Source organism: Microbacterium sp. NPDC057741 (assembly GCF_042798735.1).
Classification (GTDB): domain Bacteria; phylum Actinomycetota; class Actinomycetes; order Actinomycetales; family Microbacteriaceae; genus Microbacterium.
The window spans coordinates 1-21595 of the sequence record NZ_JBHVJW010000004.1; the positions used below are offsets into that span (position 1 = coordinate 1).

The 21595-nt window shown below is 69.5% G+C and carries 28 protein-coding genes and 2 tRNA genes; 18 read left to right on the forward strand and 12 right to left on the reverse strand.

The window, feature by feature from the left end:
* Window positions 1–302 precede the first annotated feature (302 nt).
* Entirely contained in the window at window positions 303–1025 is a 723-nt protein-coding gene (locus tag ACFVDO_RS13315; protein ID WP_378858642.1) for a VIT family protein, read from the reverse strand.
* A 119-nt stretch (window positions 1026–1144) separates the two neighbouring features.
* On the opposite strand from ACFVDO_RS13315, the gene ACFVDO_RS13320 reads away from it, so the two are divergent.
* The 7 genes from ACFVDO_RS13320 to ACFVDO_RS13350 all read left to right on the forward strand — a co-directional run bounded on the left by ACFVDO_RS13320 (window position 1145) and on the right by ACFVDO_RS13350 (window position 5219).
* The gene (locus ACFVDO_RS13320; protein ID WP_378858643.1) at window positions 1145–2560 is read left to right on the forward strand and encodes a histidine kinase; all 1416 of its coding nucleotides are present in this window, start codon (window positions 1145–1147) and stop codon (window positions 2558–2560) included.
* The gene (locus ACFVDO_RS13325) at window positions 2548–3267 is read left to right on the forward strand and encodes a LuxR C-terminal-related transcriptional regulator (RefSeq protein ID WP_378858644.1); all 720 of its coding nucleotides are present in this window, start codon (window positions 2548–2550) and stop codon (window positions 3265–3267) included. Before ACFVDO_RS13320 ends, ACFVDO_RS13325 begins: the two co-directional genes overlap by 13 nt.
* Window positions 3264–4061 (forward strand): hypothetical protein, encoded by a 798-nt coding sequence (locus ACFVDO_RS13330; RefSeq protein ID WP_378858645.1) that lies wholly within the window; start codon window positions 3264–3266, stop codon window positions 4059–4061. The genes ACFVDO_RS13325 and ACFVDO_RS13330 overlap by 4 nt, the downstream gene beginning before the upstream one ends.
* Window positions 4062–4123: 62 nt before the next feature.
* A tRNA-Ile gene (locus ACFVDO_RS13335) sits at window positions 4124–4197 on the forward strand.
* Window positions 4198–4236: 39 nt separating this feature from the next.
* Window positions 4237–4309: transfer RNA gene (locus ACFVDO_RS13340), tRNA-Ala, on the forward strand.
* Window positions 4310–4496: 187 nt separating this feature from the next.
* Window positions 4497–4988, forward strand: coding sequence for a hypothetical protein (locus ACFVDO_RS13345; RefSeq protein ID WP_378858646.1), 492 nt, complete (start codon window positions 4497–4499; stop codon window positions 4986–4988).
* A gap of 12 nt (window positions 4989–5000) precedes the next feature.
* The gene (locus tag ACFVDO_RS13350; RefSeq protein WP_378858647.1) at window positions 5001–5219 is read left to right on the forward strand and encodes a hypothetical protein; all 219 of its coding nucleotides are present in this window, start codon (window positions 5001–5003) and stop codon (window positions 5217–5219) included.
* 7 nt (window positions 5220–5226) lie between these two features.
* On the opposite strand, the gene ACFVDO_RS13355 is transcribed toward ACFVDO_RS13350, so the two are convergent.
* A complete protein-coding gene (locus tag ACFVDO_RS13355) occupies window positions 5227–6348 on the reverse strand; it encodes a M24 family metallopeptidase (RefSeq protein ID WP_378858648.1) in 1122 nt (373 codons plus the stop codon).
* A 97-nt stretch (window positions 6349–6445) separates the two neighbouring features.
* Between ACFVDO_RS13355 and ACFVDO_RS13360 the strand changes: the two genes are divergently transcribed.
* Window positions 6446–7315 carry an NAD(P)-dependent oxidoreductase gene (locus ACFVDO_RS13360; protein ID WP_378858649.1) on the forward strand — a complete coding sequence of 290 codons (870 nt, stop codon included), beginning with the start codon at window positions 6446–6448 and terminating at the stop codon, window positions 7313–7315.
* On the opposite strand, the gene ACFVDO_RS13365 is transcribed toward ACFVDO_RS13360, so the two are convergent.
* Window positions 7287–8696: an MFS transporter gene (locus tag ACFVDO_RS13365; RefSeq protein ID WP_378858650.1), complete on the reverse strand. Its 1410-nt coding sequence runs from the start codon at window positions 8694–8696 to the stop codon at window positions 7287–7289. The two genes, ACFVDO_RS13360 and ACFVDO_RS13365, sit on opposite strands and share 29 nt — an antisense overlap.
* Window positions 8697–8769: 73 nt before the next feature.
* On the opposite strand from ACFVDO_RS13365, the gene ACFVDO_RS13370 reads away from it, so the two are divergent.
* On the forward strand, window positions 8770–9234 hold the full coding sequence (locus tag ACFVDO_RS13370) for a winged helix-turn-helix transcriptional regulator (RefSeq protein ID WP_378858651.1): 465 nt from the start codon (window positions 8770–8772) through the stop codon (window positions 9232–9234).
* A 6-nt stretch (window positions 9235–9240) separates the two neighbouring features.
* On the opposite strand, the gene ACFVDO_RS13375 is transcribed toward ACFVDO_RS13370, so the two are convergent.
* The 4 genes from ACFVDO_RS13375 to ACFVDO_RS13390 form a co-directional block, all read right to left on the reverse strand.
* Window positions 9241–9438, reverse strand: a complete 198-nt coding sequence (locus tag ACFVDO_RS13375; RefSeq protein WP_378858652.1) for a DUF6186 family protein — start codon at window positions 9436–9438, stop codon at window positions 9241–9243.
* Window positions 9438–10040 carry a hypothetical protein gene (locus ACFVDO_RS13380; protein ID WP_378858653.1) on the reverse strand — a complete coding sequence of 201 codons (603 nt, stop codon included), beginning with the start codon at window positions 10038–10040 and terminating at the stop codon, window positions 9438–9440. Before ACFVDO_RS13380 ends, ACFVDO_RS13375 begins: the two co-directional genes overlap by 1 nt.
* An 86-nt stretch (window positions 10041–10126) precedes the next feature.
* Complete coding sequence (locus ACFVDO_RS13385; RefSeq protein ID WP_378858654.1) at window positions 10127–10606, reverse strand: SRPBCC domain-containing protein; 480 nt, start codon at window positions 10604–10606, stop codon at window positions 10127–10129.
* Entirely contained in the window at window positions 10603–10935 is a 333-nt protein-coding gene (locus ACFVDO_RS13390) for an ArsR/SmtB family transcription factor (RefSeq protein ID WP_378858655.1), read from the reverse strand. The genes ACFVDO_RS13385 and ACFVDO_RS13390 overlap by 4 nt, the downstream gene beginning before the upstream one ends.
* Window positions 10936–11000: 65 nt before the next feature.
* Between ACFVDO_RS13390 and ACFVDO_RS13395 the strand changes: the two genes are divergently transcribed.
* Window positions 11001–11276, forward strand: coding sequence for a hypothetical protein (locus tag ACFVDO_RS13395; RefSeq protein ID WP_378858656.1), 276 nt, complete (start codon window positions 11001–11003; stop codon window positions 11274–11276).
* A 33-nt stretch (window positions 11277–11309) separates the two neighbouring features.
* The gene (locus ACFVDO_RS13400) at window positions 11310–12449 is read left to right on the forward strand and encodes an aminotransferase class V-fold PLP-dependent enzyme (protein WP_378858657.1); all 1140 of its coding nucleotides are present in this window, start codon (window positions 11310–11312) and stop codon (window positions 12447–12449) included.
* 84 nt (window positions 12450–12533) lie between these two features.
* On the opposite strand, the gene ACFVDO_RS13405 is transcribed toward ACFVDO_RS13400, so the two are convergent.
* Window positions 12534–12992 carry a hypothetical protein gene (locus ACFVDO_RS13405; protein WP_378858658.1) on the reverse strand — a complete coding sequence of 153 codons (459 nt, stop codon included), beginning with the start codon at window positions 12990–12992 and terminating at the stop codon, window positions 12534–12536.
* An 86-nt stretch (window positions 12993–13078) separates the two neighbouring features.
* Here ACFVDO_RS13405 and ACFVDO_RS13410 point away from each other — a divergent pair, with 86 nt between their 5' ends.
* Window positions 13079–13501: an NUDIX hydrolase gene (locus tag ACFVDO_RS13410; RefSeq protein ID WP_378858659.1), complete on the forward strand. Its 423-nt coding sequence runs from the start codon at window positions 13079–13081 to the stop codon at window positions 13499–13501.
* A gap of 20 nt (window positions 13502–13521) precedes the next feature.
* Complete coding sequence (locus tag ACFVDO_RS13415) at window positions 13522–14709, forward strand: amidohydrolase family protein (RefSeq protein WP_378858660.1); 1188 nt, start codon at window positions 13522–13524, stop codon at window positions 14707–14709.
* Window positions 14710–15313: 604 nt separating this feature from the next.
* On the opposite strand, the gene ACFVDO_RS13420 is transcribed toward ACFVDO_RS13415, so the two are convergent.
* Both ACFVDO_RS13420 and ACFVDO_RS13425 read right to left on the reverse strand, forming a co-directional pair.
* Window positions 15314–15775 (reverse strand): aminoacyl-tRNA deacylase, encoded by a 462-nt coding sequence (locus ACFVDO_RS13420; RefSeq protein WP_378858661.1) that lies wholly within the window; start codon window positions 15773–15775, stop codon window positions 15314–15316.
* A gap of 41 nt (window positions 15776–15816) precedes the next feature.
* Window positions 15817–16311, reverse strand: coding sequence for a DNA helicase (locus ACFVDO_RS13425; protein WP_378858662.1), 495 nt, complete (start codon window positions 16309–16311; stop codon window positions 15817–15819).
* 107 nt (window positions 16312–16418) lie between these two features.
* Here ACFVDO_RS13425 and ACFVDO_RS13430 point away from each other — a divergent pair, with 107 nt between their 5' ends.
* Window positions 16419–16976: a peptidylprolyl isomerase gene (locus tag ACFVDO_RS13430; RefSeq protein WP_378858663.1), complete on the forward strand. Its 558-nt coding sequence runs from the start codon at window positions 16419–16421 to the stop codon at window positions 16974–16976.
* A gap of 18 nt (window positions 16977–16994) precedes the next feature.
* Entirely contained in the window at window positions 16995–17885 is an 891-nt protein-coding gene (locus ACFVDO_RS13435) for a rhomboid family intramembrane serine protease (RefSeq protein ID WP_378858664.1), read from the forward strand.
* A gap of 127 nt (window positions 17886–18012) precedes the next feature.
* On the opposite strand, the gene ACFVDO_RS13440 is transcribed toward ACFVDO_RS13435, so the two are convergent.
* Window positions 18013–18252 (reverse strand): cell division protein CrgA, encoded by a 240-nt coding sequence (locus tag ACFVDO_RS13440; protein ID WP_378858665.1) that lies wholly within the window; start codon window positions 18250–18252, stop codon window positions 18013–18015.
* 58 nt (window positions 18253–18310) lie between these two features.
* Here ACFVDO_RS13440 and ACFVDO_RS13445 point away from each other — a divergent pair, with 58 nt between their 5' ends.
* From ACFVDO_RS13445 to ACFVDO_RS13455, 3 genes are read left to right on the forward strand one after another with little or no spacing between them, the layout of a single operon-like run.
* Window positions 18311–19087: a class E sortase gene (locus ACFVDO_RS13445; RefSeq protein WP_378858666.1), complete on the forward strand. Its 777-nt coding sequence runs from the start codon at window positions 18311–18313 to the stop codon at window positions 19085–19087.
* Entirely contained in the window at window positions 19087–19242 is a 156-nt protein-coding gene (locus ACFVDO_RS13450; protein WP_378858667.1) for a hypothetical protein, read from the forward strand. Before ACFVDO_RS13445 ends, ACFVDO_RS13450 begins: the two co-directional genes overlap by 1 nt.
* The gene (locus ACFVDO_RS13455) at window positions 19239–19832 is read left to right on the forward strand and encodes an anthranilate synthase component II (protein WP_378858668.1); all 594 of its coding nucleotides are present in this window, start codon (window positions 19239–19241) and stop codon (window positions 19830–19832) included. The genes ACFVDO_RS13450 and ACFVDO_RS13455 overlap by 4 nt, the downstream gene beginning before the upstream one ends.
* Window positions 19833–19864: 32 nt before the next feature.
* On the opposite strand, the gene pknB is transcribed toward ACFVDO_RS13455, so the two are convergent.
* Window positions 19865–21556 (reverse strand): Stk1 family PASTA domain-containing Ser/Thr kinase, encoded by a 1692-nt coding sequence (pknB, locus tag ACFVDO_RS13460; RefSeq protein ID WP_378858669.1) that lies wholly within the window; start codon window positions 21554–21556, stop codon window positions 19865–19867.
* Window positions 21557–21595 lie beyond the last annotated feature (39 nt).

The window sequence follows — 21595 nt, forward strand, 5'->3', positions numbered from 1 at the left end:
CGGGCAAGCCCGCTCCAGCCAGCGGCCCCTCCCTATGCTCGCTCCGGGAACCTCCTCGCCCGCTCGTGTTTCTGGGGAGGAGCATTCTCACCGGGGTGAGGTATTGGGGTGGGGTGGGTGCGGGGTGAGGTTTCCGGCCCTTCCGAGCTTCTCCTCCTCACCGGGTGGGTCCTGAGCGAGCGGAGCGAGACGAAGGGCGTGCCCTTCCCCCGGGTCCTGAGCGAGCGGAGCGAGACGAAGGGCGTCCCCTCCCACCCCGGGTCCTGAGCGAGCGAGGAACGAGCGAGACGAAGGGCGCAGCTCTAGGCGATGCCGGTGGTGCCGAGGAGGGTGCCGATCAGCCAGGTGGCGATGAGGGCGAGGGCGCCTCCGACGAGCAGGCGGACCATCGCGCGGCCGGGAGGTGCGTCGCCGAGCTTGGCGGAGATGTAACCGGTCGCGGCAAGGGCGAGCATCACGGCGACGAAAGTGATCGGAACGCGAAGGGCGGGCGGTGGCAGCAGGATCGCGAGCAGCGGCAGCAGCGCGCCCAGGGTGAACGCGACCGCCGACGAGATCGCGGCGTGCCAGGGGTTCACCAGATCGTCCTGGTCGATCCCGAGCTCGACCTCGAGGTGTGCGGCGAGGGCATCGTGCTCGGTGAGCTCGACCGCGACCTGCCGTGCCGTCTCGGCGCTCAGCCCACGCTGGCGATACAGCTCGGTGAGCTCATCGAGCTCTTCGTCGGGCATGGTGCGCAACTCGTGCGTCTCCTTCGCGATCAGCGCACGCTCGCTGTCGCGCTGGCTGCTCACCGACACGTACTCACCGAGCGCCATCGAGATCGCGCCACCGACGAGCCCTGCGAGACCGGCGGCGAGCAGCGCGCCGTTGTCGGTGGTGGCGCCGGCGACGCCCACCACCAGCGACGCGACCGAGACGATGCCGTCGTTCGCGCCGAGCACACCGGCGCGGAGCCAGTTCAGTCGCTGATTGACACCGCCGGCATGCGGCTCGTCCGCATGCACCCCCTGCTGATCGGCCATGACGCCCAGTGAACCACGAACGTCGCGCGTAGCGGCAGGGGCACAGTAGGGAAAACCCGAAACGAGGTGTGGGGGTTCCTCCGTATCGCGGAAACACGCGCCTGCGTAGCGTGGAGGCCATGACCACGAATCCGACACCCCTCACGCCGCCGCCGGCGGGCGTGACGCCGGGAACCCCGGCACCTCCGGCATCCGGAGTGAGGGCACCCGGTGCGCCGGCAACGGGTGCGCCGGCGCCCGCGGCGCCGACCGTCGCGGGCACCGTCCCCGCGGCATCCGCACCCGAGCGTCCCACACCGCCGCTGCGCATCCTGCTGACCGTCCTGCAGCTCGCGGGCCTCGGCGTCATCGGCGCCGGAGTGCTCACCGCGCTCAGCAGCCTGCTCGCCGCAGGACTCGCGACCGCCCTCGTCTTCGGGATCGGCCTCGTCATCCTCGTCGGCCTCGTGTACGCCCTGTTCGGCGTCGGCTGGTTCGAGGTGGCCCGCGCCGACGGCCTGTACGACCTCGGGGTGGAGCGCCTGCGGCTGCGCCCGCAGACCCGTCCGGGCTTCGGCGGATGGCTGCGCGCCATCGGCCGGCAGTCGATCGACGGCCGCATGTGGCGCGCGCTCGTGAACTTCACCCTCGCCTGCATCGCCGGTGCGATCGTGCTGCGGCTGCTGTGGAGCGGCATCCTCTGGGCGATCACGGCCTTCGCTCCGCTGACCGGTTCCGAGACCGTCCAAGGGCCGTGGGGCGGCAGGTTCCTGGCATCCTGGGCTCCGCTCGCGGGCATCCTCGGCGCGGTCGTGTGCGCCGCGGCGATCGTCGGACTGGCGCTGCTGCACCGCGTGCTGACCCGTGCGCTCATCGTCCCCAGCCGCGAGGCGGAGCTCACCGAGCAGGTGCGCACCGTCGGCGCGCAGCGCGAGGGCGCCGTGCGCGCCGCTGACGTCGAGCGCACCCGCATCGAGCGCGATCTGCACGACGGCGTCCAGCCCCGCCTGGTCTCGGTCGGCATGACGCTGGGCCTCGCCCAGCAGAAGATCGACTCCGATCCGGCAGCTGCGAAGGCGCTCATCGCTGAGGCGCACACCTCGACCAAGGCCGCCATCACCGAGCTGCGCCAGCTGGCGCGCGGCATCCACGCCTCCGTTCTCGACGACCGCGGCCTCGACGCGGCGCTGTCGGCGCTGGCGAGCCGCTCGCACATCCCCGTGCAACTCGACGTGCGTCTCGAGCCCGGCTCCACCGGAGCGAACAGTGGATGCCGGGATGCTGAGGCCGCCGTCTACTTCGCCATCGCGGAGTCGCTGACCAACGCGGCCAAGCACTCCCGCGCCAGCGAATGCCGGGTGGTGGTGCGCAGCCGGGAGGGCGGCCTGCTCTGGGCGCGAGTCGAGGACAACGGCATGGGCGGCGCGCAGGTGCAGCCCGGCGGTGGCCTGGACGGCATCTCGAACCGTGTGCTCGCCGCCGGCGGCACGATCCGACTGGACAGCCCCGCGGGCGGTCCCACCAGCCTGGAGGTGACGGTGCCATGCGCGTCCTGATCGTCGAGGACTCCGTCCTGCTGCGCGAGGGCCTTGTGCGGCTGCTCGAAGACGCCGGCCATGAGGTGGTCGCGGCCCTGCCAGACACCCACGACCTCACGGACGCCGTCGCCGAGAAGGATCCCCAGCTCTGCATCCTCGACGTGCGGCTGCCGCCGACGTTCACCGACGAGGGCATCCGCGCAGCGCTGGGCCTGCGGGCCACGCACCCGCAGCTGCCGCTGCTCGTGCTCTCGCAGTACGTCGAGGAGCGTTACGCGTCGGATCTGATCGCCGCCCAAGGCGGACCAGCAGGGGGCGGGCCACTGGGCTACCTGCTGAAGGATCGGGTCGCGGATGTCGCCGAGTTCGTCGAGACCGTGCAGCGGATCTTCGACGGCGCCACCGTGCTCGATCCCGAGGTGGTCGCGCAGCTGCTCACGCGGCGCAACCGCGACGAGCGGATGCTGCGGCTCACCGACCGCGAGCGAACGGTGCTCGCACTGATCGCCGAGGGCAAGTCGAACCAGGCGATCGCCGCCGCACTGTTCCTCAGCGAGGCGAGTGTCGAGAAGCACATCACCTCCATCTTCCAGAAGCTCGGGTTCGAGCCCGACGAGTCCGGCAACCGCCGGGTGCTCGCGGCTCTCGCCCACATCGAGAACCAAGGCACACCAGGCGGAGCCGGCCAGAACGGCACCCCGCCCCAGCAGGGAGGCATCCGATGAACACGACGACGAAGGCAGGGATCGGCGCGATCACCATCGTGACCGCGGTGGTCGGCGGTGTCGCGATCGCCGGCACCGCAGCATCCGCCGCATTCACGGGAGCGAACGTGCTGATGACGGGGCCGACATCCACGACGGCAGGCGTCACGGGCGTGACAGACCTGAACGTCACGGTCGATGCCGCCGACGTACGGGTCGAGTTCTACGAGGGCACGCAGGCCCGCCTGGAGAGCGACAACGGCGACCTGGACGGCTGGCGGCTGTACCGCGACGGCGATGAGCTGAAGCTGCGCAGCCCCGATCGCGGCTGGAACTGGTTCCTGCCGGACTGGTTGAACGACGGCGAGACCGTCACGCTGCTGCTGCCGGAGTCGCTGAGCGGGCTGGACGCCGAGTTCGACGTGGACGCCGGTGCGCTGCGAGTGGACGGCGAGTTCGGCTCGTTGGATGCCACGGTGAACGCGGGTGCCCTGAACCTGGACGGTTCGGCGCGCAGCCTTGACGCCGAGGTGAACGCCGGGCGGGCGGACATCGCACTCGCCGATGTGCAGGACGCGGAGTTCACCGTGCAGGCTGGAAGGCTGACCGCGGACCTCTCCACGGTGCCGCGGAACGTGACTGCGGATGTGTCTGCCGGGCAGCTGACGCTGACCGTTCCCGACGACGAGTACAACGTGCGGAAGGACGTCTCCGCCGGCACGCTGAACAGTGACCTGCGGGAGTCCTCGTCCTCGTCGAACCAGGTCGAGGTGTCGGTTTCCGCGGGCACGGCGAACCTGCGGACGGGCCGCTGATCGGGAGGGTCGGCCTCGATTCGGATTTTCCGGCGTAGTCCGGTAAAGTCTTTGAGGTTGACGGGGCTATAGCTCAGGCGGTTAGAGCGCTTCACTGATAATGAAGAGGTCCCAGGTTCAAGTCCTGGTAGCCCCACACTCCGCTCGCGGATAACCCGCGGGAATCCTCCCGCTCGGGGCCTTAGCTCAGTTGGTAGAGCGCCTGCTTTGCAAGCAGGATGTCAGGAGTTCGAATCTCCTAGGCTCCACAGTCAGAACCCCCGGCCACCGGCCGGGGGTTCTTCTGCTCTCACGCGGCACTCACCTGGGTGAGTTCGCCGTGATTCCACCGGCAACCGGGGCGCTCATGGGAGACTCGAGCACGGCGCGCTGTGGACGCGCCGTGACACGGCGCCATCTGGGGACGCGCATCGACACGACGAGGAACGGAACAAGATGTCCGACCAGACCGACAAGAACACCGGCCCCGATCGTCGCACGCTCGTGAAGGCAGCGGCATGGTCCGTACCGATCATCGCCGCTGCGGTGGCGTCGCCGGCCCGGGCGGCCAGCGGTGATCCTGCTGTGCGGGTGTTCTCCGATCCGCTGGTCGGCGCGGCAGGCATCCCCTGGTCCTTCGGCGCGATCCCCGATCCGAATGGGACGGTGGAGTTTCAGCCGGGGACGACGGCGACCGTGCTCATCGACCGCACCTCCGGAGGAGGCGATGCCTTCGCCGTCTACGACGCCTGGGCACTCTCCGGAGCGACCGTCGCGGAGATCGCGCCCACGCAGGGCCCGTCCCCGCAACTGGCCATCACCCTCACTGGCATCGCGTCGACCGGTTTCGGCATCAACACCACTGGGCAGACGAGCACGACAGTCACGATCACTGTCATGGGCCCGCAGGGCGACGTCATCGGCAGCGACATCGTCCGGTCGGTCTGAACCGACGAGCCCGTGCTGCAGGAGTCCTACGACTGGGACCGGATCCGCGCGAACGCCGGAGACCTGTACTTCATCAACTCGGTGACCGATCCGTACGGGTGCGATGCGAGTCAGGGTCGGCTGATGTTCGATCGTCTCGGCGGCACGCAGATCGTCCGGGATGAAGGGCACTTCGGCGACTACGACCAGCGCTATGACACGTTCGAGCTCGTCGATCGGCTGATCCCGTAGAGCCCCGTCAGACGCCGGCCCGCGTGAGGTCGTGCGGGGTGTTATTGAGGTTCACGCAGCCATCGGCGGTGACCACCACGATGTCCTCGATGCGGGCGCCCCACTCGCCGGGGAAGTAGATCCCCGGCTCGATGCTGAACGCCATGCCCTCTCGCAGCGGCAGCGCGTTCCCCGGTGCGATGTACGGCTCCTCGTGGGTCGTCACCCCGATGCCGTGCCCGGTCCGATGAAGGAAAGCGTCAGCCAGGGCTTCCGCAGCGAGCACGTCGCGGGCAGCGGCATCCACCTGCTCGGCGGTGACACCGGGGCGCACCGCATCGACGGCCGCCTGCTGGGCTCGGACCAGCACGGCGATCCGTCGCGCCGCCTCGGCATCCGGGGTGCCCACGACGTACGTCCGTGTGCTGTCGGAGTTGTACCCGGCAGGCACGGCGCCGCCGATGTCCACGACGACGATCTCCCCATCCTGGATGACGCGATCCGAGACCTCGTGGTGCGGATCCGCGCCGTTCGGGCCGGACCCCACGATGACGAACTCGACGGTGCGATGCCCCTCCTCGATGATCGCGGCGGCGATGTCCGCGGCGACCTCGCGCTCGGTGCGACCGGCTCGCAGCAGGGCGGGAACACGACGGTGGACGGCGTCGATCGCGTCACCGGCACGGCGGAGCTCGGCCACCTCGGCGGCATCCTTGATCATGCGGCTCTCGCGAAGCACGGGAGTCGCCAACTCAGGACGGACGTTCAGACGATCCGTCAGCGGGACGACATGCAGGGCCGGCAGCGCATCGGCGACGCCGAAGCGGGCGACCGAGTCGCCCATCGCCGCGGTGACGAGAGGGTAGGGATCCTCACCGTCCACCCAGTCCGCGATCGCCAGGCCGAGCTCGCCGACGGCGGTGTCGCGCACCTTGGCGAGCTCCATGCGCGGCACCACCACGGTCGGTTCGCCGTCGGCGGGGATCACCAGCGCCGTGAGGCGTTCGATCGTGTCGCCTTCCACGCCGACGAGGTAGGTCAGGTCGGGCCCAGGCCCGACGACGATCGCGGCGAGGCCCGCCTCAGCGGTCAGCGCACGGGCACGGCCCAGGCGATCGGCGTACACGGATGCGGGGAAGGGAGTGGTCACAGCCCCCACGGTACGTCGCGCACGGCGCGGGACGCCAGATGCTGCCCATGTGACGGTCGGGGTGGCGACCTGCATCGGCGCCAGTAGGGTGGCCGGTATGAGCAGCATCGCCATCGTCGGACTCGGAGCCATGGGGCGACCGATCGCCCGCAACCTTCTCGCCGCCGGACACGAGGTCACCGTGTGGAACCGCTCGGCCGGGCCGGTCGCCGAGCTGGTCGCAGAAGGGGCCCGCGCAGCGGGGAGCGTCGCCGAGGCGCTGCAGTCGGGCACCGTGTTCTCGCTGCTGTCGAACGATGCCGCGGTCGCGGCGACGTTCCTGGACTCCGGAGTGCTCGCCGAGGCGCCGGCGGACACCGTGCACGTGAACCTCGCGACGGTCAGCACCGCACTCGCCCGCCGCGCTACCGAAGTGCATGCCGCGAGCGGCATAGGCTATGTCGCCGCCCCGGTCTTCGGGCGTGTGCCGGTCGCCGAAGCCGGCAACCTCAATGTCCTGGCCGCGGGACCCGCGGATCTGATCGACCGCGTGCAGCCGTTCTTCGACGTGATCGGCACGCGAACCTGGCGGCTCGGGGATGCCCCGGAGCAGGCGAACCTGGTGAAGATCCTCGGCAACTACCTGATCGCTTCGGCGATCCAGTCCCTCGGCGAAGCGGTGAGCCTTGCTGAGGCCAGCGGCGTCGACCCGCACCAGCTGGTGGAGCTGCTCACCTCGACGCTGTTCCCCGGGCCGGTCTATTCCTCTTACGGCATGCTCATCGCGGACCGCCGCTACCAGCCCGCCGGGTTCACGACGGAGCTCGGTCAGAAGGACCTCGGCCTCGCGCTCGACACGGCAGCGGAGCACGAGGTCCCGCTGCCGGTCGGCGAGCTGCTTCGCACGGTCTTCGAGCAGGCCATCCGTGACGGCCTTGGCCAGGACGACTGGGCCGCGATCAGCGAGCTTCAGCCCCGCGGGAACTGAACCGCGCAAGCACCGCCACCGCCAGCCCGGCGACGACTGAGGCGAAGGGCACCCACAGCGCACGCGTGTAGTCGGCTCCGCTCGGCTCCGCCCCGCCGGCGAGAAGCACGATCGTGACGATCGACACCCCGAGCGCGGCGCCGAACTGGAACCCGGTGTACACGATGCCTCCGGCGACGCCGTGCTGCTCCTCGTCGACGCCCTCGACGGCAGCGGCGGTGAGCGGGCCGTAGATGAGGGCGAACGCGACGCCGACCAGGATCAGTGACGGGAACAGGTCGAAGAACCCGGCCGAGCCGTCCAGGCGCAGTGTGAGCAGGAACGCCGCCGAGATCGACACCAGGCCGGCGATGAGAGTGGCCAGATTGCCGAAGCGCGCAGCGATCTTCGGAGTGAGCGTCGGCGCGATCAGCAGTTCCAGGCCCATCGCCGTGAAGGTGAGTCCGGTCTCCAGCGGTCCCCAGCCCAGGTGCTGCTGCAGGAACAGCGTCAGCAGGAACTGCCAGGCGAAGAAGCCGCCGATGAACAGCATGCCGACGACGCTCATCCACGGCAGCCGGCCCTGGGTGAGCACACCGGCGGGCACGAGCGGGTCGGCGGCCCGCCGTTCGAGCACCAGGAAAGCCACGAACAGCAGAGCGGACAGCGCGAGCGCCCCGTAGCCGAGCAGATCCGAAGGATGCTCGCCCACGGTGACCACGCCGTAGATGAACGACATCATCGCGGCCGTCAGCGTCACCGCACCGCCGACGTCGAAGCCGCCGCGGGGCGGCCGCGCACCGGCATCGGATCGAGGGATGCCGCGCGCGCCGAGCGCGAGGAAGACGAGTGCGATCGCGGCGGGCACGAAGAACACCCAGCGCCAGCCGAACGATGTGATCACCCCGCCCGCGACGACGCCCAGGTAGAAGCCGGCGGCACCGATCGCACCGTAGATCGCCAGCGCCCTGCCCCGCCGCTCCCCCTCCGGGAAGCTCGTCGTCAGCAGACTGAAGCCGGCCGGGGTCATGAATCCGGCCGCGGCGCCGGTCACCAGGCGCACCGCGATCAGCATCCAGGACTCCTGCGCGAAGCCGCCGAACGCCGAGAAGACGGTGAACACCGCGAGCGCCGTGAGGAACACCCGCCGGCGGCCGAGCAGGTCGGCGACGCGGCCGCCGAGGATCATGAACCCGCCGTAGGCGAGCACGTAGGCGCTGATGATCCAGTGCGCGGAGCCGGTCGGCAGGCCGATGTCGCCGGCGATGCTGGGCACCGCGACGTTCAGCATGGCGACGTCGATGCCCTCCAGGAACAGTGCGCCGGTCACGACCGCCAGCACACCCCATGCGCCCTTCGCGGCGACCACCGCCGGCGGTGGCGGGTTCTTCAGATCAGTCACGTTCGTCTCCTCGATCATGAACGATTCATGGTTACCTCTTGTAACCTCGATCATGTTCAGTCACCATTGGGGCATGGCACAAGAAGGCACTTCAACGTTCCCGAGTTCCCTCGAAGTACCCACCCCCGCCGCACGGGACTGCGTCGAGGTCGGCGACCCGTTCCAGTGGGATGTGCGCGAGGACTGCGAGGTGCGCCAGATCCTGGACCGCATCGCCGACAAGTGGTCGCTGCTGGTGATCGCGCTGCTCGACACCCGGTCGATGCGTTTCGGCGAACTCGGCCGCGAGATCCACGGCGTCAGCAAGCGGATGCTGACGGTCACGCTGCGCAATCTCGAGCGCGACGGCCTGGTGCACCGCACCATCTACGCCGAGGTGCCTCCGCGCGTGGAGTACCGCCTCACCACCATGGGCAGCACTCTGCACCGCACCGTGCAGACGCTCGTGGACTGGACCGAGGAGCACCAGGACCAGATCGCGTACGCCCGCGAGTCCTTCGACCGCGCCCAGACCGCCGAGGTCGTCGCCTCGGCCTGACGAACTTCACAGGGTCGCGCCGGCGAGGAAGTGCCAGCCGAGCCACCACCAGATCACGATCACCGCGAGCCGGACCGATCGATCGTCGAGCAGGCGGTCGAAGAGCTCGCTCACGGTCGCCTCGGGATGCCGCATGCGGATGCCCCGGGATGCGAGCCAGAGCGCGATGGCGCAGAGTGCGAAGAACGCGATGCTGAACGCCATCAGCGGCGCCTTCCCCGGCGAAGCAGGAAGACCCCGCACGCCAGCCAGGCCACGATGAACGCCGAGCGCCCTGCGGTGCCGTCGAGCAGCGGGTCGATGAGGTCGCTGAGCGCGTACGTCGGGCGGTCGGGTGCAGTCTCTCCGAGGATGAACTGCACCAGCTCCCACACGCACCCGGCGATCAGCGCCACCGCCCACACGGCGCCCAGGCGGCGCAGGCCGGGCGTCCACTGACGCGGACCGGCGGAGGCTCCTCCCCGCCACGCGACCACGAGCGAGCCGGCACCGGTCAGCAGGACGACCGCCGCCATTCCTGCGCTGTGCCGCGGCATCAGACAGAGGAATGCCCCGAGCCCGATTGCCGCCGCGGCGAGCGGTCGCAGCGGCACGGCAGCGGGCACGCGGCGCGGCAGCACGGTGCTCGCGGCGACGGCCACCGCCGCGGTCAGGAACACCGCGGTGTCGAACCACTGCGCGCGCACGATCTGCACGACACCGATCAGCAGCAGGATCGTGCCCCAGCACAGCGCGGGCCAGCGCAGGCCAGGGCCGTGGCGATCACCGCCGCGGCCTGCGGCATCCTGCTCGGCGTGCGGATCCATGAGCTGCTCCGCTACGCATGGTAGACCCGGGGCCGAACACCGCGCCGGACTGCGACGGGATCAGCAGTCTGCGAGGCTGCCGCGACTCAGACGGATGCTTCAGCGAGAGCCGCGAGGGCGGCGGTCACGGTGCCCCATCCTTCGAAGAACCCGAGCTCCTCGTGGCGGTCGCGTGTCGCAGGATCGCGGTGTCGGACGACCACCCGATAGGCGGTGCCGGCGGCATCCGGCGACAGCGTGATCTCGGCGGTCATCGCGACCGGCTGCGGGGTCGCGGGCCGCCAGGCACTGTCGATCGCGTTCGTGAAGACCAGGCGCTCCCCCGGCTCGACCACGAGGAAGATGCCGTCGGTGTGCGGCACGAACGCCGTGCCGTCATCGCTCATGCTCGTGACGAACGCCCCGCCTGGTCGCACATCCAGGCGCTCGACACGCGCGACGGTGGGCGCGGGCACCCACCACTGCGCGAGCTGCGCAGGGTCGGTCCAGGCGCTCCAGATCGTCTCGCGCGGAGCGCGGATGGTGCGCTCCAGCGACAGGTCGAGCGCGGGGTCGAAGGTGCTCATGGGGTCTCCTCCAGGTCTGTGACGAATCGTTCCAGGCGGTCGGTGCGCCGGGCCCACAGGTCGCGCTGCTCCGCGAGCCAGTCGTCCACGAGCGCCAGCCGCTCCCGGTCGAGGGTGCAGTGGCGCACCCGTCCGGTCTTCGCGGTGCGGATCAGTCCGCTGGATTCCAGCATCCGCACGTGCTTCATGAACGACGGCAGCGTTATCGGGAACGGCGCGGCGAGCTCGCTCACACTCGCCGGGCCCCCGCCGAGCCGGCGGATGACCGCGCGACGGGTGGGGTCGGCGAGAGCGACGAAGACCTCATCGAGTCCGTCATACTTTGCCATACGGCTAAGTATTTCTCGATCGTGCCGAAGGCGCAAGGGTCGTTCCCAGCGCCTAGGATCGAAGCGTGCTCATCGGTGTCGTCCGTCCTGTCGAATTCAAGAACGTCACCGTGCAGGGGCACGAGTTCGAGGAGATCAACGATCTGATCGCCGCAGAGACCCCTCCGGGGTGGCTGCTCGTGCAGGCGCCCGTCGCGATGGCGAAGAAGGACACCGTCCTCACCGCGGAGGCCCGCATCGAGCGCCGTGACGGCCTGCAGGAGATCGAGGCCGATGACCTCGAGGCGCTGCAGGCGAAGATTCCCGAGGGCTACCAGCTGCTCAGCGTCCGCGAGGTCTGACGCCGCGCGGACCGCCGTGGCAAGCTGGGGAGCATGAGCCTTCCCCACGCTGACATCGACCCGGACGGTCTGCTGGAGTACTCGGTGGTCTTCACCGATCGCTCCCTGAACCACATGTCGCAGCGCTTCATCGGCGTCATGCAGCAGACCCTCGGCATCCTGCGTGAGGCGTACAACGCGCACAGCGTCGCGATCGTGAACGGCGGCGGCAGCTACGCGATGGAGTCGGTCGCCCGGCACCTGGCCGCCGGCCGCCGCGCCCTGGTCGTGCGCAACGGCCTGTTCTCGTACCGCTGGTCGCAGATCCTGGATGCGGGTGAGTTCGCCTCCGACGTCACTGTCTGCCTGGCCAGACCCGACTCCGACGCGCACCAGGCCGCCTGGAGCCCTGCGCCCGTCGACGAGGTCGTCGAAGTCATCCGCGCCCGTGAGCCCGAGGTGGTCTTCGCGCCCCATGTCGAGACGGCCGCCGGCATCATGCTCACCGACGACTACGTGCGAACACTCGCCGCGGCCGTGCACGAGGTTGGCGGACTGTTCGTGCTGGACTGCGTCGCCTCCGGCGCGATGTGGGTCGACATGCAGGATCTCGGCGTCGACGTGCTGATCAGCGCCCCTCAGAAGGGGTGGAGCGGCACGCCGGGCACGGGCTTCGTCATGCTCAGCGCCGCCGCACGTGAGGTCGTCGAGGCCCGTGAGTCCAGCAGCTTCGCCCTCGACCTTCGGACCTGGCTGGCGATGGCGGACGCCTACGTCGACGGCTGTGCCGCGTACCACGCGACCATGCCGACCGATTCGATCGCGCACAACCTGACCCAGATGATCGAGACCCGGGACCGGGGCTTCGCGACCGTCCGCGACGCGCAGGCCGAACTCGGCGCCAAGGTGCGCGAGGTGCTCGCCGCTCGCGGGCTGCCCTCTGTCGCGGCATCCGACTGGGCGGCGCCCAGCGTCGTCGTCGTGCACGCCGACGACCCAGGTCTGCGCACCGGGGCGCGCCTGCGCGAGGCCGGGCTGCAGGTCGCCGCCGGCGTGCCGCTGCACTGCGGCGAGCCCGAGGACTTCTCGACGTTCCGCATCGGCCTGTTCGGCCTCGACAAGCTCGGTGACGTCGACGGGACGGTCGCCCGCCTCGCCGACGCCCTCGACCGGATCGGCGTGACGCCGGCCTGAGTGCAGCCGGTCTGCCTACGGTCTGCCGGCGGTGTCCTCGTTCCGAGGGACCGGAACCGGTTGGAGTGCGGGCGCCGGCGCGGTTCAGGATGCCGCGCGGCGGACGAGTGCCGCGAGGAACTCCCGATCGGCGTCCTCGAGGCGGGTGACCGCGAACGCGGTCGCCCACACGTTGCCCTCGTCGAGCGAGGCGGGAGCTTCGAACTCGAAGGTCGCGTAGCGCACCTTGAACTTCGACTTCGGCTTGAAGAAGCACACGACCTTGCCGGCGGCATTCGCCCACGCGGGCATGCCGTAGTAAGTGCGCGGTGCCAGGTGCGGGGCGTTCTCGGTGACGAGGGCGTGCAGCTGCTCACCCAGCATCCGGTCCTCGTCGGGGAGCCCGGCGATCTTCTCCTGCACCTCGGCGAGGCCCTCCGCGTAGACCTCCTCGGGCGCCTTCTTCGCGCGACTGCGCGCCGTGCGCGCCTCCTTCGTGCGCTCCTTCATGGCGGCGCGCTCGGCGTCGGTGAAGTTCACCGTGGTCTCGGTCGTGGTGTCCATGATGCGTCCTCTCCTGGGGTGTGCTCTCACGGTACGGCCGGGTCACAGGGGGTCGCTTCTCGATTCCTGACGGCTACTGTGAATTCATGGATCTGCGTGTGGCCGCTTACGCCGTCGTCACCGACGACAGCGATCGGATCCTGCTCGCCCGCTGGACCGAGGGACGGCGTATCGCCTGGACCATGCCAGGCGGCGGGCTCGAGGACGGCGAGGATCCCGAAGACGCGGTGCGCCGCGAGGTCCGCGAGGAGACCGGGTACTCGATCGCGGTGCGCGAGCTGCTCGGCATCCATTCCCGCGTGATCCCCGCGACGCGTCGGATCACTCACTCGGAGGAGCCGCTGCACACGCTGAGGATCGTGTACCGCGCCGAGGTCACCGGCGGAAAGCTGCGCTTCGAGGAGAACGGATCCACGGATCGGGCCGGATGGTTCACGCCGGCGCGCGTCGAGAGCCTGCACCGGGTGAAGCTCGTCGACATCGCTCTGCGGATGGCCGGCATCCGCTGATCATCCGCGAGGATGGAGCGATGAGCACCTCCTTCCCCGCAGTCACCGCAGTCCGCAACGTCCGCCCCTGGGGAGGGGAGGCAAGCGACATCCTCATCGATGGCTCCGAGATCACGCGGGTCGTCCCCGCGACGGATGCTCCGATCGCCGACACCGAGGTCGACGGGCGGGGCCTGCTCGCCATCCCCGGCCTGGTGAACACGCACGCGCACGTCGACAAGTCGTGGTGGGGTCACCCCTGGCAGTCATACGGCGGCGAGGGCGGCACCGACGGTCGCATCCGTCACGAGCGGGCTCGCCGCGACGAGCTCGGCATCCCCAGCGTCGAGATCACCGGCGCTGTGCTCGCCGAATCGGTCAAGACCGGCACGACCGAGATCCGTACCCACGTCGACGTGGACCTCGGACTCGGACTGCGCGGCATCGAGGCCGTGCGTGAGGCCGTCGCCGCCTATGACGGCGCGCTCGCCTGCGAGATCATCGCCTTCCCGCAGGACGGCGTGCTGCGCCGTCCCGGCGTGCTCGCCCTGCTGGAGGATGCCGCGAAGGCTGGCGTCGAGCACATCGGGGGCCTCGACCCGGCCGGCATCGACCGCGACCCGGTCGGCCAGATCGACGCCATCCTCGGCCTCGCAGCCGAGTACGGCACCGGCGTCGACATCCACCTGCACGACGGCGGCTCGCTGGGTGCGTTCCAGTTCGACCTCATCATCGACCGCACCCGCAAGCTGGGGCTGCAGGGCAAGGTCAACATCGCGCACGGCTTCGCGATCGTCGACCAGACTCCGCAGCGGCGCGCAGAGCTGCTCGCGCAGATGGCCGAGCTCGACATCACGATGACCACGGTCGCGCCGGTGCGGATGACGCAGTTCAACCTGCACGAGTTCGACGACGCCGGCGTGCGATTCGGCTTCGGCACCGACGGCATCCGCGACCTGTGGAGCCCCTACGGCACCGGCGACCTGATGGGCATCGCCTGGCAGTACGCGCGCGGTTCCGGCGTCGTCCGCGACGAGGACCTGTTGCGCGTCGTGCAGTTGGCCACCTCGGCGGCCGCACCGTTCGCCGGTGTCGCGCAGAACGACCTCGCGGCGGGATCGCGCGCCGACGTCGTGCTCATCGACGCGGAGAACCCAATGGACGCGCTGGTCCGCACGCTCCCCCGCGAGCGCGTCATCGGCGGCGGGAAGCTGCTCTTCACGCGCTGAGTCACCGCGCGCGGCGCGCGAGATCCGCGCGACCTCCCGAGCGTGAGACCCATGTTCGGGACGTGGGTCTCACGCCGGGTGCGAGGTCTCGACGCGATCTCGTGCGGGTCTCGCCGGTGGAAGCTTCTCTTCGCGCGTTGATGCGCGCCCCGCGGGTGTCGACTTCCGGCGTGCCATGCGGCATCCGCCGACCGGCGACCGGCATCCCGCATCCGAGATCCGCGCGACCTCCCGAGTTCTGCGTGAGACCCATGTTCGAGACGTGGGTCTCACGCCGGGTACGGGGTCTCGGCGCGATCTCGTGCGGGTCTCGGCGGTGGAAGCTTCTCTTCGCGCGTTGATGCGCGCCATGCGGCATCCGACTTCCGGCGTGCGGCGCGGCATCCGCCGACGCCGGCCGGCATCCGGCGACCGGCATCCCGCATTCGAGATCCGCGCGACCTCCCGAGTTCTGCGTGAGACCCATGTTCGGGACGTGGGTCTCATGCCGGGTGCGGGGTCTCGGCGCGATCTCGTGCGGGTCTCGGCGGTGGAAGCTTCTCTTCGCGCGTTGATCCGCGCCACGCGGGTGTCGGCGAGATCTCACGCGAATCCCGCGGATGTCTCAGCCCCGGGGCTGCTCCGGCTCGGAGATGTCGGCGACGGTCGCGCCGTAGGCGGCGATGAGGGCGTCGGCGTCGACGAACAGGCTGTAGCCGTGCGCGCCGGCACCCATCGCCACGCGCTGCCCGACGATGCTCTCGTCGGCGAACACCGGCCAGTCCGTGGTGCTGCCGACCGGAGTGATCGTGCCGCGCTCGTAACCGGTGGCCGCCAGCGCCAGTTCGGCCTCCGGCAGTCGCAGCTTGTTCACGCCCACGACGGCGCGCAGCTTCGGCCACGAGATCGACCGGCCGCCGGGCACGAGGGCGAACAGGTAGGTGTCATCCGACCGCTTCACGACCAGCGTCTTCACGATGCCGGATGCCGGGATGCCGAGGATCGCCGCCGCTTCGGGCAGGCTGTTCGCCGCGGGACGCTCACGGATCTCGATCTCGAGTCCACGGGCGGCCGCGGCGTCACGCACTCGGGAGTGCCCTTCGGCCGGCTCAGGGGCCGAAGAAGATGTCACGTGTTCGGCGGCGACAGCGGGTCGTCCGCGACCCAGAGCTCGTCGTCGGCGCGCAGCGCCTGCCAGGCGGCGGCGATCACGCCGACCGCGGCGGCGACGCCGAGGACGATGGCGATGACACGGCCCAGGCCGAGCCCGCTCTTCTCCGGGACGACGACGGCCTGACGCGCGACGCCCTGACGCTTGGCGTTGGCGACATCCCATGCCGAGAGCGCAGTGCCCACGACACCGCCGACGATGGGGACGACCTTGTCGTCGACGACGTGGCGGCCGTAGCGCACACCCTGATCGACCACAGGAGCGACCTTGCGGTTGTAGGTGTCCTGCACGACCGGCACGACCTGCTCGCGGTTGAAGTTGCCGAGCTGTCGACCGGCCTCACGGGCCACATCGGCAGCCTGGCCAACGATCACCTGCTGCGACTCCCACAGCTTGTTCGCGTCGTCCTGAAGCTTGCGCAGTTCCTTCTTGCGCTTGCGGCTGAGGTTCACGTTGCTCTCCCGTCGATCGGAGTTCGTTGCCCCCATCCTGCCAGATGCATTCCGCTGACGGCACAGAACCGGCCGCATTCAAAGCATCCTCTGCGAGAATGGAGGGCATGCCTCACGCTTCGCACGTCGCAACCCTGCACACCAACCACGGTGACATCGTCATCAACCTGTTCGGCGACCACGCCCCGAACACGGTCAAGAACTTCGTCGGTCTGGCCGACGGCACCGGCTCCTGGACCGACCCGGCCACCGGCAAGCCCGGTGAGGGCCCGCTGTACAAGGACGTCATCTTCCACCGCATCATCCCGAACTTCATGATCCAGGGCGGCGACCCGCTCGGTCAGGGCGTCGGCGGTCCCGGCTACACCTTCAACGACGAGATCAACATGGAGCTGAACTTCAACGCTCCGTACATCCTCGCCATGGCGAACGCGGGCCTGCGTCGCAACGCCATCACCGGGCAGGCCGAGGGCACCAACGGCTCGCAGTTCTTCATCACCACCGACCCGACGCCGTGGCTGCAGGGCAAGCACACGATCTTCGGCGAGGTCGCCGATGACGCTTCGAAGGCCGTCGTCGACGCCATCGCCGCCGTCCCGACCGCCGCGGGCGACCGCCCGATCGAGCCGGTCGTGCTGCAGTCGGTCGACATCGTCGCGGCCTGATCGCGCCCGCCGATCCGGATGACCACGCCCGAGTTCACGGCCAACCGTGAGAACTTCTGCTACCGGCATCCGGATCGGCAGAGCTTCGTGCTCTGTCAGCGCTGCCTCCGCACCATCTGCCCGGAGTGCCAGACGCAGGGGCCGGTCGGCGTCATCTGCCCTGAGTGCCTGAAGGCACAGCGCAAGGCCGAGACCCCCGCCCAGCGCCGCGCGCGCCGGCAGTGGGGCATGTCGTCGGCCGCCGACGGCAAGCCGATCGTCACCTACGCGATCATGGCGGTGACCAGCCTGGTCAGCCTGATCGCGATGATCCCAGGCATCGGCACCTCGATCACGCACGCGCTGTGGTTCTTCGCGCCGAATCTCTACCCGAACCTCTTCGCGGGGCCCTTCCAGCCGTGGGGTCTGCTGACGACGGCGCTCGTGCACGGCGGATTCGTGCACCTGGCGCTGAACATGCTGGCGCTGTGGATGATCGGACGCTCGCTCGAGCCGATGCTCGGCCGCTGGCGCTATCTCGCCCTGTACCTGATCAGCACCCTCGGCGGCTCGGTCGCCGTGGCCTGCATCGCACCCGGTTCTCCGACCGTCGGTGCATCCGGTGCGATCTTCGGCCTGATGGCAGCGCTGCTCATCGTCGGGCGCCACCTCGGCGCGAATGTCACCGGCATCCTGGTGATCCTGGTGATCAACTTCGCCTGGGGATTCACGCAGGGCGGCACGATCTCCTGGCAGGCGCACCTGGGTGGTGCACTGGTCGGCGCGCTGGTCGCGTTCATCTACACCCGCACCAAGCGGCCGAAGCAGCGAGGTCTGCAGATCGCTCTGCTCTCGGCCGTGGTCGTCGGCCTGCTCGTGATCGTCGCGTTCGTGCCGCCGGCGCTGATCCTTGCCGGCGTCTTCGCCTGACACACAGAGTTATCCACAGGGTTGTGCACAGCATGGGGAGAATTACACACATGTGATTCCACAGCCCGCATATACGAAGAAACCCCCTCGGTGAGGGGGTTTCTTCGTGTCGAGAAGCGGAGGCCGGTCAGCGCCAGCGTGTGGTCATGAGGAAGCCGATCAGCGCGATGCCCAGGCCGATGGCAAGGTTCCAGGCGCCGATCCCGGGGATGGGGAAGCCCTGCCCGGAGATGTAGTAGACCAGGATCCAGATCAGGCCGAGCAGCATGAAGCCGACCATGACGGGCTTGAACCAGACGGCGTTGGGGGCGTCATCGCCCTCGGCGCGCTCGACGGCGGGCTCTTCGGGTTTGCGGGAACGTGCCATGCCGACAGTCTACCTGCGCACACCTGGCGCTTTCACGCGCCGGAATAGACTTCTGATCATGGCCGATGCACCTCCTCGACGTCGCTCGCGCGCGACGTTCGCGAGCGTGCTCGGCGAACTGCTGCTCACCGCCGGCGCGCTGGTGCTGCTGTTCGTGGTCTGGCAGCTGTGGGTGGGCGACATCATCATCGGCGCGCAGAACAACGCCAAGGGCTCGGCGCTGTCGCAGGAATGGGAGTCGATGCCGGCCCCCGCGCCGCCGACACCCACCAAGGCTCCCGACGGCACGACCACCGTCGCGCTGCCGCCCACTCCTCCGCATCCGGCCGACGCCGAGATCTTCGCCAACATGCACATCCCCCGCTTCGGCGACGACTACGACGTGAACATGGCCGGCGGCACCAGCCGTGCTCGCACCCTGGACAAGATCGGCATCGGCCTGTATACCGAGTCGAAGATGCCCGGCGAGGTGGGCAACCTCGCCCTGGCCGGCCACCGCACCACCTGGGGCAAGCCGTTCAACAAGCTCGACAAGCTGAAGCTGGACGACGCCATCGTGGTCGAGACCCGCGACGGCTGGTACACCTACCGGTTCCGTACGCTCGAGTACGTCAAGCCCACGCAGACCGATGTGCTGCTGGACGTGCCGCAGATGCCCGAGCTCTCCACCGACGAGCGGTACATCACCCTCACCGCCTGCTCGCCGCTGTACTCGCTCGCCGAGCGCATCGTCGCCTACGGCGTCTTCGAGGGCTTCCAGCCGCGCGCGGACGGCCCACCGGCATCCCTGGCGCCCGTCGACGTCGCCACCCCCTCCGCCGAAGGAGTCCGCTGATGTACGCCGCACTGTGGCGCCTGCTGCCGGGGCCCTGGTGGGTGCGCACGATCATCCTGCTGGTCGTGCTGGCGGCCGTGCTCTACGGCCTGTTCTTCTGCGTCTTCCCCTGGGTGAGCCCGTTCATCACCCCCGGCGAGGTCGACGTCCAGTGACCGCGCGCGTCCTCGTCGTGGACAACCACGACAGCTTCGTGCACACGCTGATCGGCTATCTGCGCGAGCTCGGCGCCGAGGTCACGATGATCGAAGCGGATGCCGGTGACGCGGCGTTCTTCGCCGCATTGATCGACGAGTACGACGGAGTGCTCATCTCCCCCGGCCCCGGGGCGCCCGCGGAGGCCGGGGCATCCGTCGACATCGTCCGCCTCGCGGCCGTGAAGCGGATGCCGCTGCTCGGCGTGTGCCTCGGGCATCAGGCGATCGGCGTCGCCTACGGTGCTCCGATCGTCGCGGCGCCCGAGCTCATGCACGGCATGGTGTCCGAGGTGCAGCACGACGGAACCGGGCTGTTCGCCGGCATCCGCTCGCCCTTCGACGCCGGGCGGTACCACTCCCTGGCGCTCGACGAGGCGGACCTGCCTCCCGAGATCCGCGTGACCGCGCACACCGCGAACGGCACGGTGATGGCGCTCGCGCACGAGAGCCTGCCGATCGCCGGGGTGCAGTTCCACCCCGAGAGCATCCTCACCGAGAGCGGTCACCGACTACTGGGCAACTGGCTGGGCTCCATCACCGGTCGTTGAGCGAGGGAGCGCAGCGACCGAGACGAAACGGGCTACTCGCCGCCGCTGCAGTACTTCAGGTCGACCGTGGTGCCGATCGGCACGTCGCCGGGAGCGACCGACATCGACTTCACCGTCGCCGGGTTCGACGCCGGGCAGCTGTCGTCCTTCACCGGGTTCGCGGTCATCCCGAGAGTCTTCAGCCGCGCGGTGGCGGCGTCCAGAGTCCAGCCCGTCATGTTGTCGACCGTCATCACGCCGCTCGCGACCACGAGGTCGACCACGGTCTCCGGCGGCACCTCCGCGTCGGCGTCCTGGCTCGCCTGCAGCACGGTGCCGGCCTTCTCGGCGGGGTCGTTCTGTGTGCGCACCTCGCCGAAGACCAGACCCGCGCCCTCGATCGCCTGCTTCGCGGCATCCTGCGAGAGGCCCTCCAGCACGGGAACGGTGACGAGCTCGGCGCCCGTGGACACGTAGATCGTGACGGTCTCGCCCTTGTTCATGGTCTGCCCCGCGACCGGATCGGTGCGGAACACGTGATCCTCGTCGTAGTCGGAGTTCGACTCCTTCACGACCTTCGAGAACAGGTCGAGGTTCTCGAGCTGCTTCTGCGCGGACTCGGAGGTCTGGTCGACCAGGTTCGGCACGGTGCGAGAGGTGCTGGGCACCTCGGGCGGACGCATGCTCATGCTGATCACCCAGAACAGCACCGAGATCAGCAGCACCGCGAGCAGTGCGACACCGGCCCAGATCCACGCCACCGGCGGACCGGACTGCGTGCGGGTCATCGTGGTGTCAGTGCTCAGCTGACGCAGCGATCGGGCGGTCTCCTGCGCCTGGCGCGGGTTCGGACCGTACAGCTCGCTGGTGAGAGCGCCGATCTCCTTCTTGCTCGGTGCGCGGCCGGAGACCGCACCGTCGAGCGCCTTGCGGAAGCTCGCTGCATCCGGGAACCGCTGGTACGGGTCCTTCGCCATAGCGCGCAGCACGATCGCGTCGAGGCCAGCGGGAACGGCCTCGTTGACCTCGGTGGGTGGCACCGGGGTCTCACTGACGTGCTGGTAGGCGACGGCGACCGGCGAGTCCCCGCGGAAGGGCTGGCGGCCGGTGAGCAGCTCGTAGAGCACCACACCGGTGGAGTACACGTCGGTGCGGGCGTCGACCGGCTCGCCCTTCGCCTGCTCGGGCGAGAAGTATGCGGCGGTGCCGATGATCTGCGTGGTCTCGGCGACCGTCGACGAGGAGTCGGACACCGCGCGCGCGATGCCGAAGTCCATCACCTTGACGGCACCGTTCTCGGTGATCATCACGTTGCCGGGCTTGATGTCTCGGTGCACCACGCCGGCACGGTGGGAGTAGTTCAGCGCCTCGAGGATGCCGTCGGTGTACCGCACGGCGACCTCGGGCGGCACGGGGCCGGCCGCGATGATGTCCTTCAGCAGGGTGCCGTGCACCAGCTCCATCACGATGTACGGCGGTTCACCCGCGGTGTTGCCGTCAGACGGATCCCCCGCGTCGAAGACGCGAACGATCGACGGGTGCGACATCCGCGATGCGGCCTGCGCCTCCAGGCGGAACCGGGTGCGGAATGCAGCATCCCTGGCCAGTTCGGGATCGAGGATCTTGATGGCGACCTGGCGGCCCAGCGTCAGGTCGTACCCGCGGTAGACCTTCGCCATGCCGCCGCGACCGATGATCTCATCGACACGGTAGCGACCGGCGAGGATCTGCGGCTCTGCTGACACGGGCTGCTTCCCCTCTGTGACGATCTCTGACTGCGTGAT

Bases quoted from the DNA above. Each gene is read 5' to 3' on its own strand.
- ACFVDO_RS13345 (WP_378858646.1), top strand. From the start codon at position 4,497: ATGTCCGACCAGACCGACAAGAACACCGGCCCCGATCGTCGCACGCTC.
- ACFVDO_RS13375 (WP_378858652.1), bottom strand. From the start codon at position 9,438: ATGGCGTTCAGCATCGCGTTCTTCGCACTCTGCGCCATCGCGCTCTGG.
- ACFVDO_RS13330 (WP_378858645.1), top strand. From the start codon at position 3,264: ATGAACACGACGACGAAGGCAGGGATCGGCGCGATCACCATCGTGACC.
- ACFVDO_RS13370 (WP_378858651.1), top strand. From the start codon at position 8,770: ATGGCACAAGAAGGCACTTCAACGTTCCCGAGTTCCCTCGAAGTACCC.
- ACFVDO_RS13320 (WP_378858643.1), top strand. From the start codon at position 1,145: ATGACCACGAATCCGACACCCCTCACGCCGCCGCCGGCGGGCGTGACG.
- ACFVDO_RS13450 (WP_378858667.1), top strand. From the start codon at position 19,087: ATGTACGCCGCACTGTGGCGCCTGCTGCCGGGGCCCTGGTGGGTGCGC.
- ACFVDO_RS13360 (WP_378858649.1), top strand. From the start codon at position 6,446: ATGAGCAGCATCGCCATCGTCGGACTCGGAGCCATGGGGCGACCGATC.
- ACFVDO_RS13315 (WP_378858642.1), bottom strand. From the start codon at position 1,025: ATGGCCGATCAGCAGGGGGTGCATGCGGACGAGCCGCATGCCGGCGGT.
- ACFVDO_RS13405 (WP_378858658.1), bottom strand. From the start codon at position 12,992: ATGGACACCACGACCGAGACCACGGTGAACTTCACCGACGCCGAGCGC.
- ACFVDO_RS13415 (WP_378858660.1), top strand. From the start codon at position 13,522: ATGAGCACCTCCTTCCCCGCAGTCACCGCAGTCCGCAACGTCCGCCCC.
- ACFVDO_RS13430 (WP_378858663.1), top strand. From the start codon at position 16,419: ATGCCTCACGCTTCGCACGTCGCAACCCTGCACACCAACCACGGTGAC.
- ACFVDO_RS13410 (WP_378858659.1), top strand. From the start codon at position 13,079: ATGGATCTGCGTGTGGCCGCTTACGCCGTCGTCACCGACGACAGCGAT.
- ACFVDO_RS13380 (WP_378858653.1), bottom strand. From the start codon at position 10,040: ATGGATCCGCACGCCGAGCAGGATGCCGCAGGCCGCGGCGGTGATCGC.
- ACFVDO_RS13440 (WP_378858665.1), bottom strand. From the start codon at position 18,252: ATGGCACGTTCCCGCAAACCCGAAGAGCCCGCCGTCGAGCGCGCCGAG.
- ACFVDO_RS13400 (WP_378858657.1), top strand. From the start codon at position 11,310: ATGAGCCTTCCCCACGCTGACATCGACCCGGACGGTCTGCTGGAGTAC.
- ACFVDO_RS13435 (WP_378858664.1), top strand. From the start codon at position 16,995: ATGACCACGCCCGAGTTCACGGCCAACCGTGAGAACTTCTGCTACCGG.
- ACFVDO_RS13390 (WP_378858655.1), bottom strand. From the start codon at position 10,935: ATGGCAAAGTATGACGGACTCGATGAGGTCTTCGTCGCTCTCGCCGAC.
- ACFVDO_RS13445 (WP_378858666.1), top strand. From the start codon at position 18,311: ATGGCCGATGCACCTCCTCGACGTCGCTCGCGCGCGACGTTCGCGAGC.
- ACFVDO_RS13385 (WP_378858654.1), bottom strand. From the start codon at position 10,606: ATGAGCACCTTCGACCCCGCGCTCGACCTGTCGCTGGAGCGCACCATC.
- ACFVDO_RS13325 (WP_378858644.1), top strand. From the start codon at position 2,548: ATGCGCGTCCTGATCGTCGAGGACTCCGTCCTGCTGCGCGAGGGCCTT.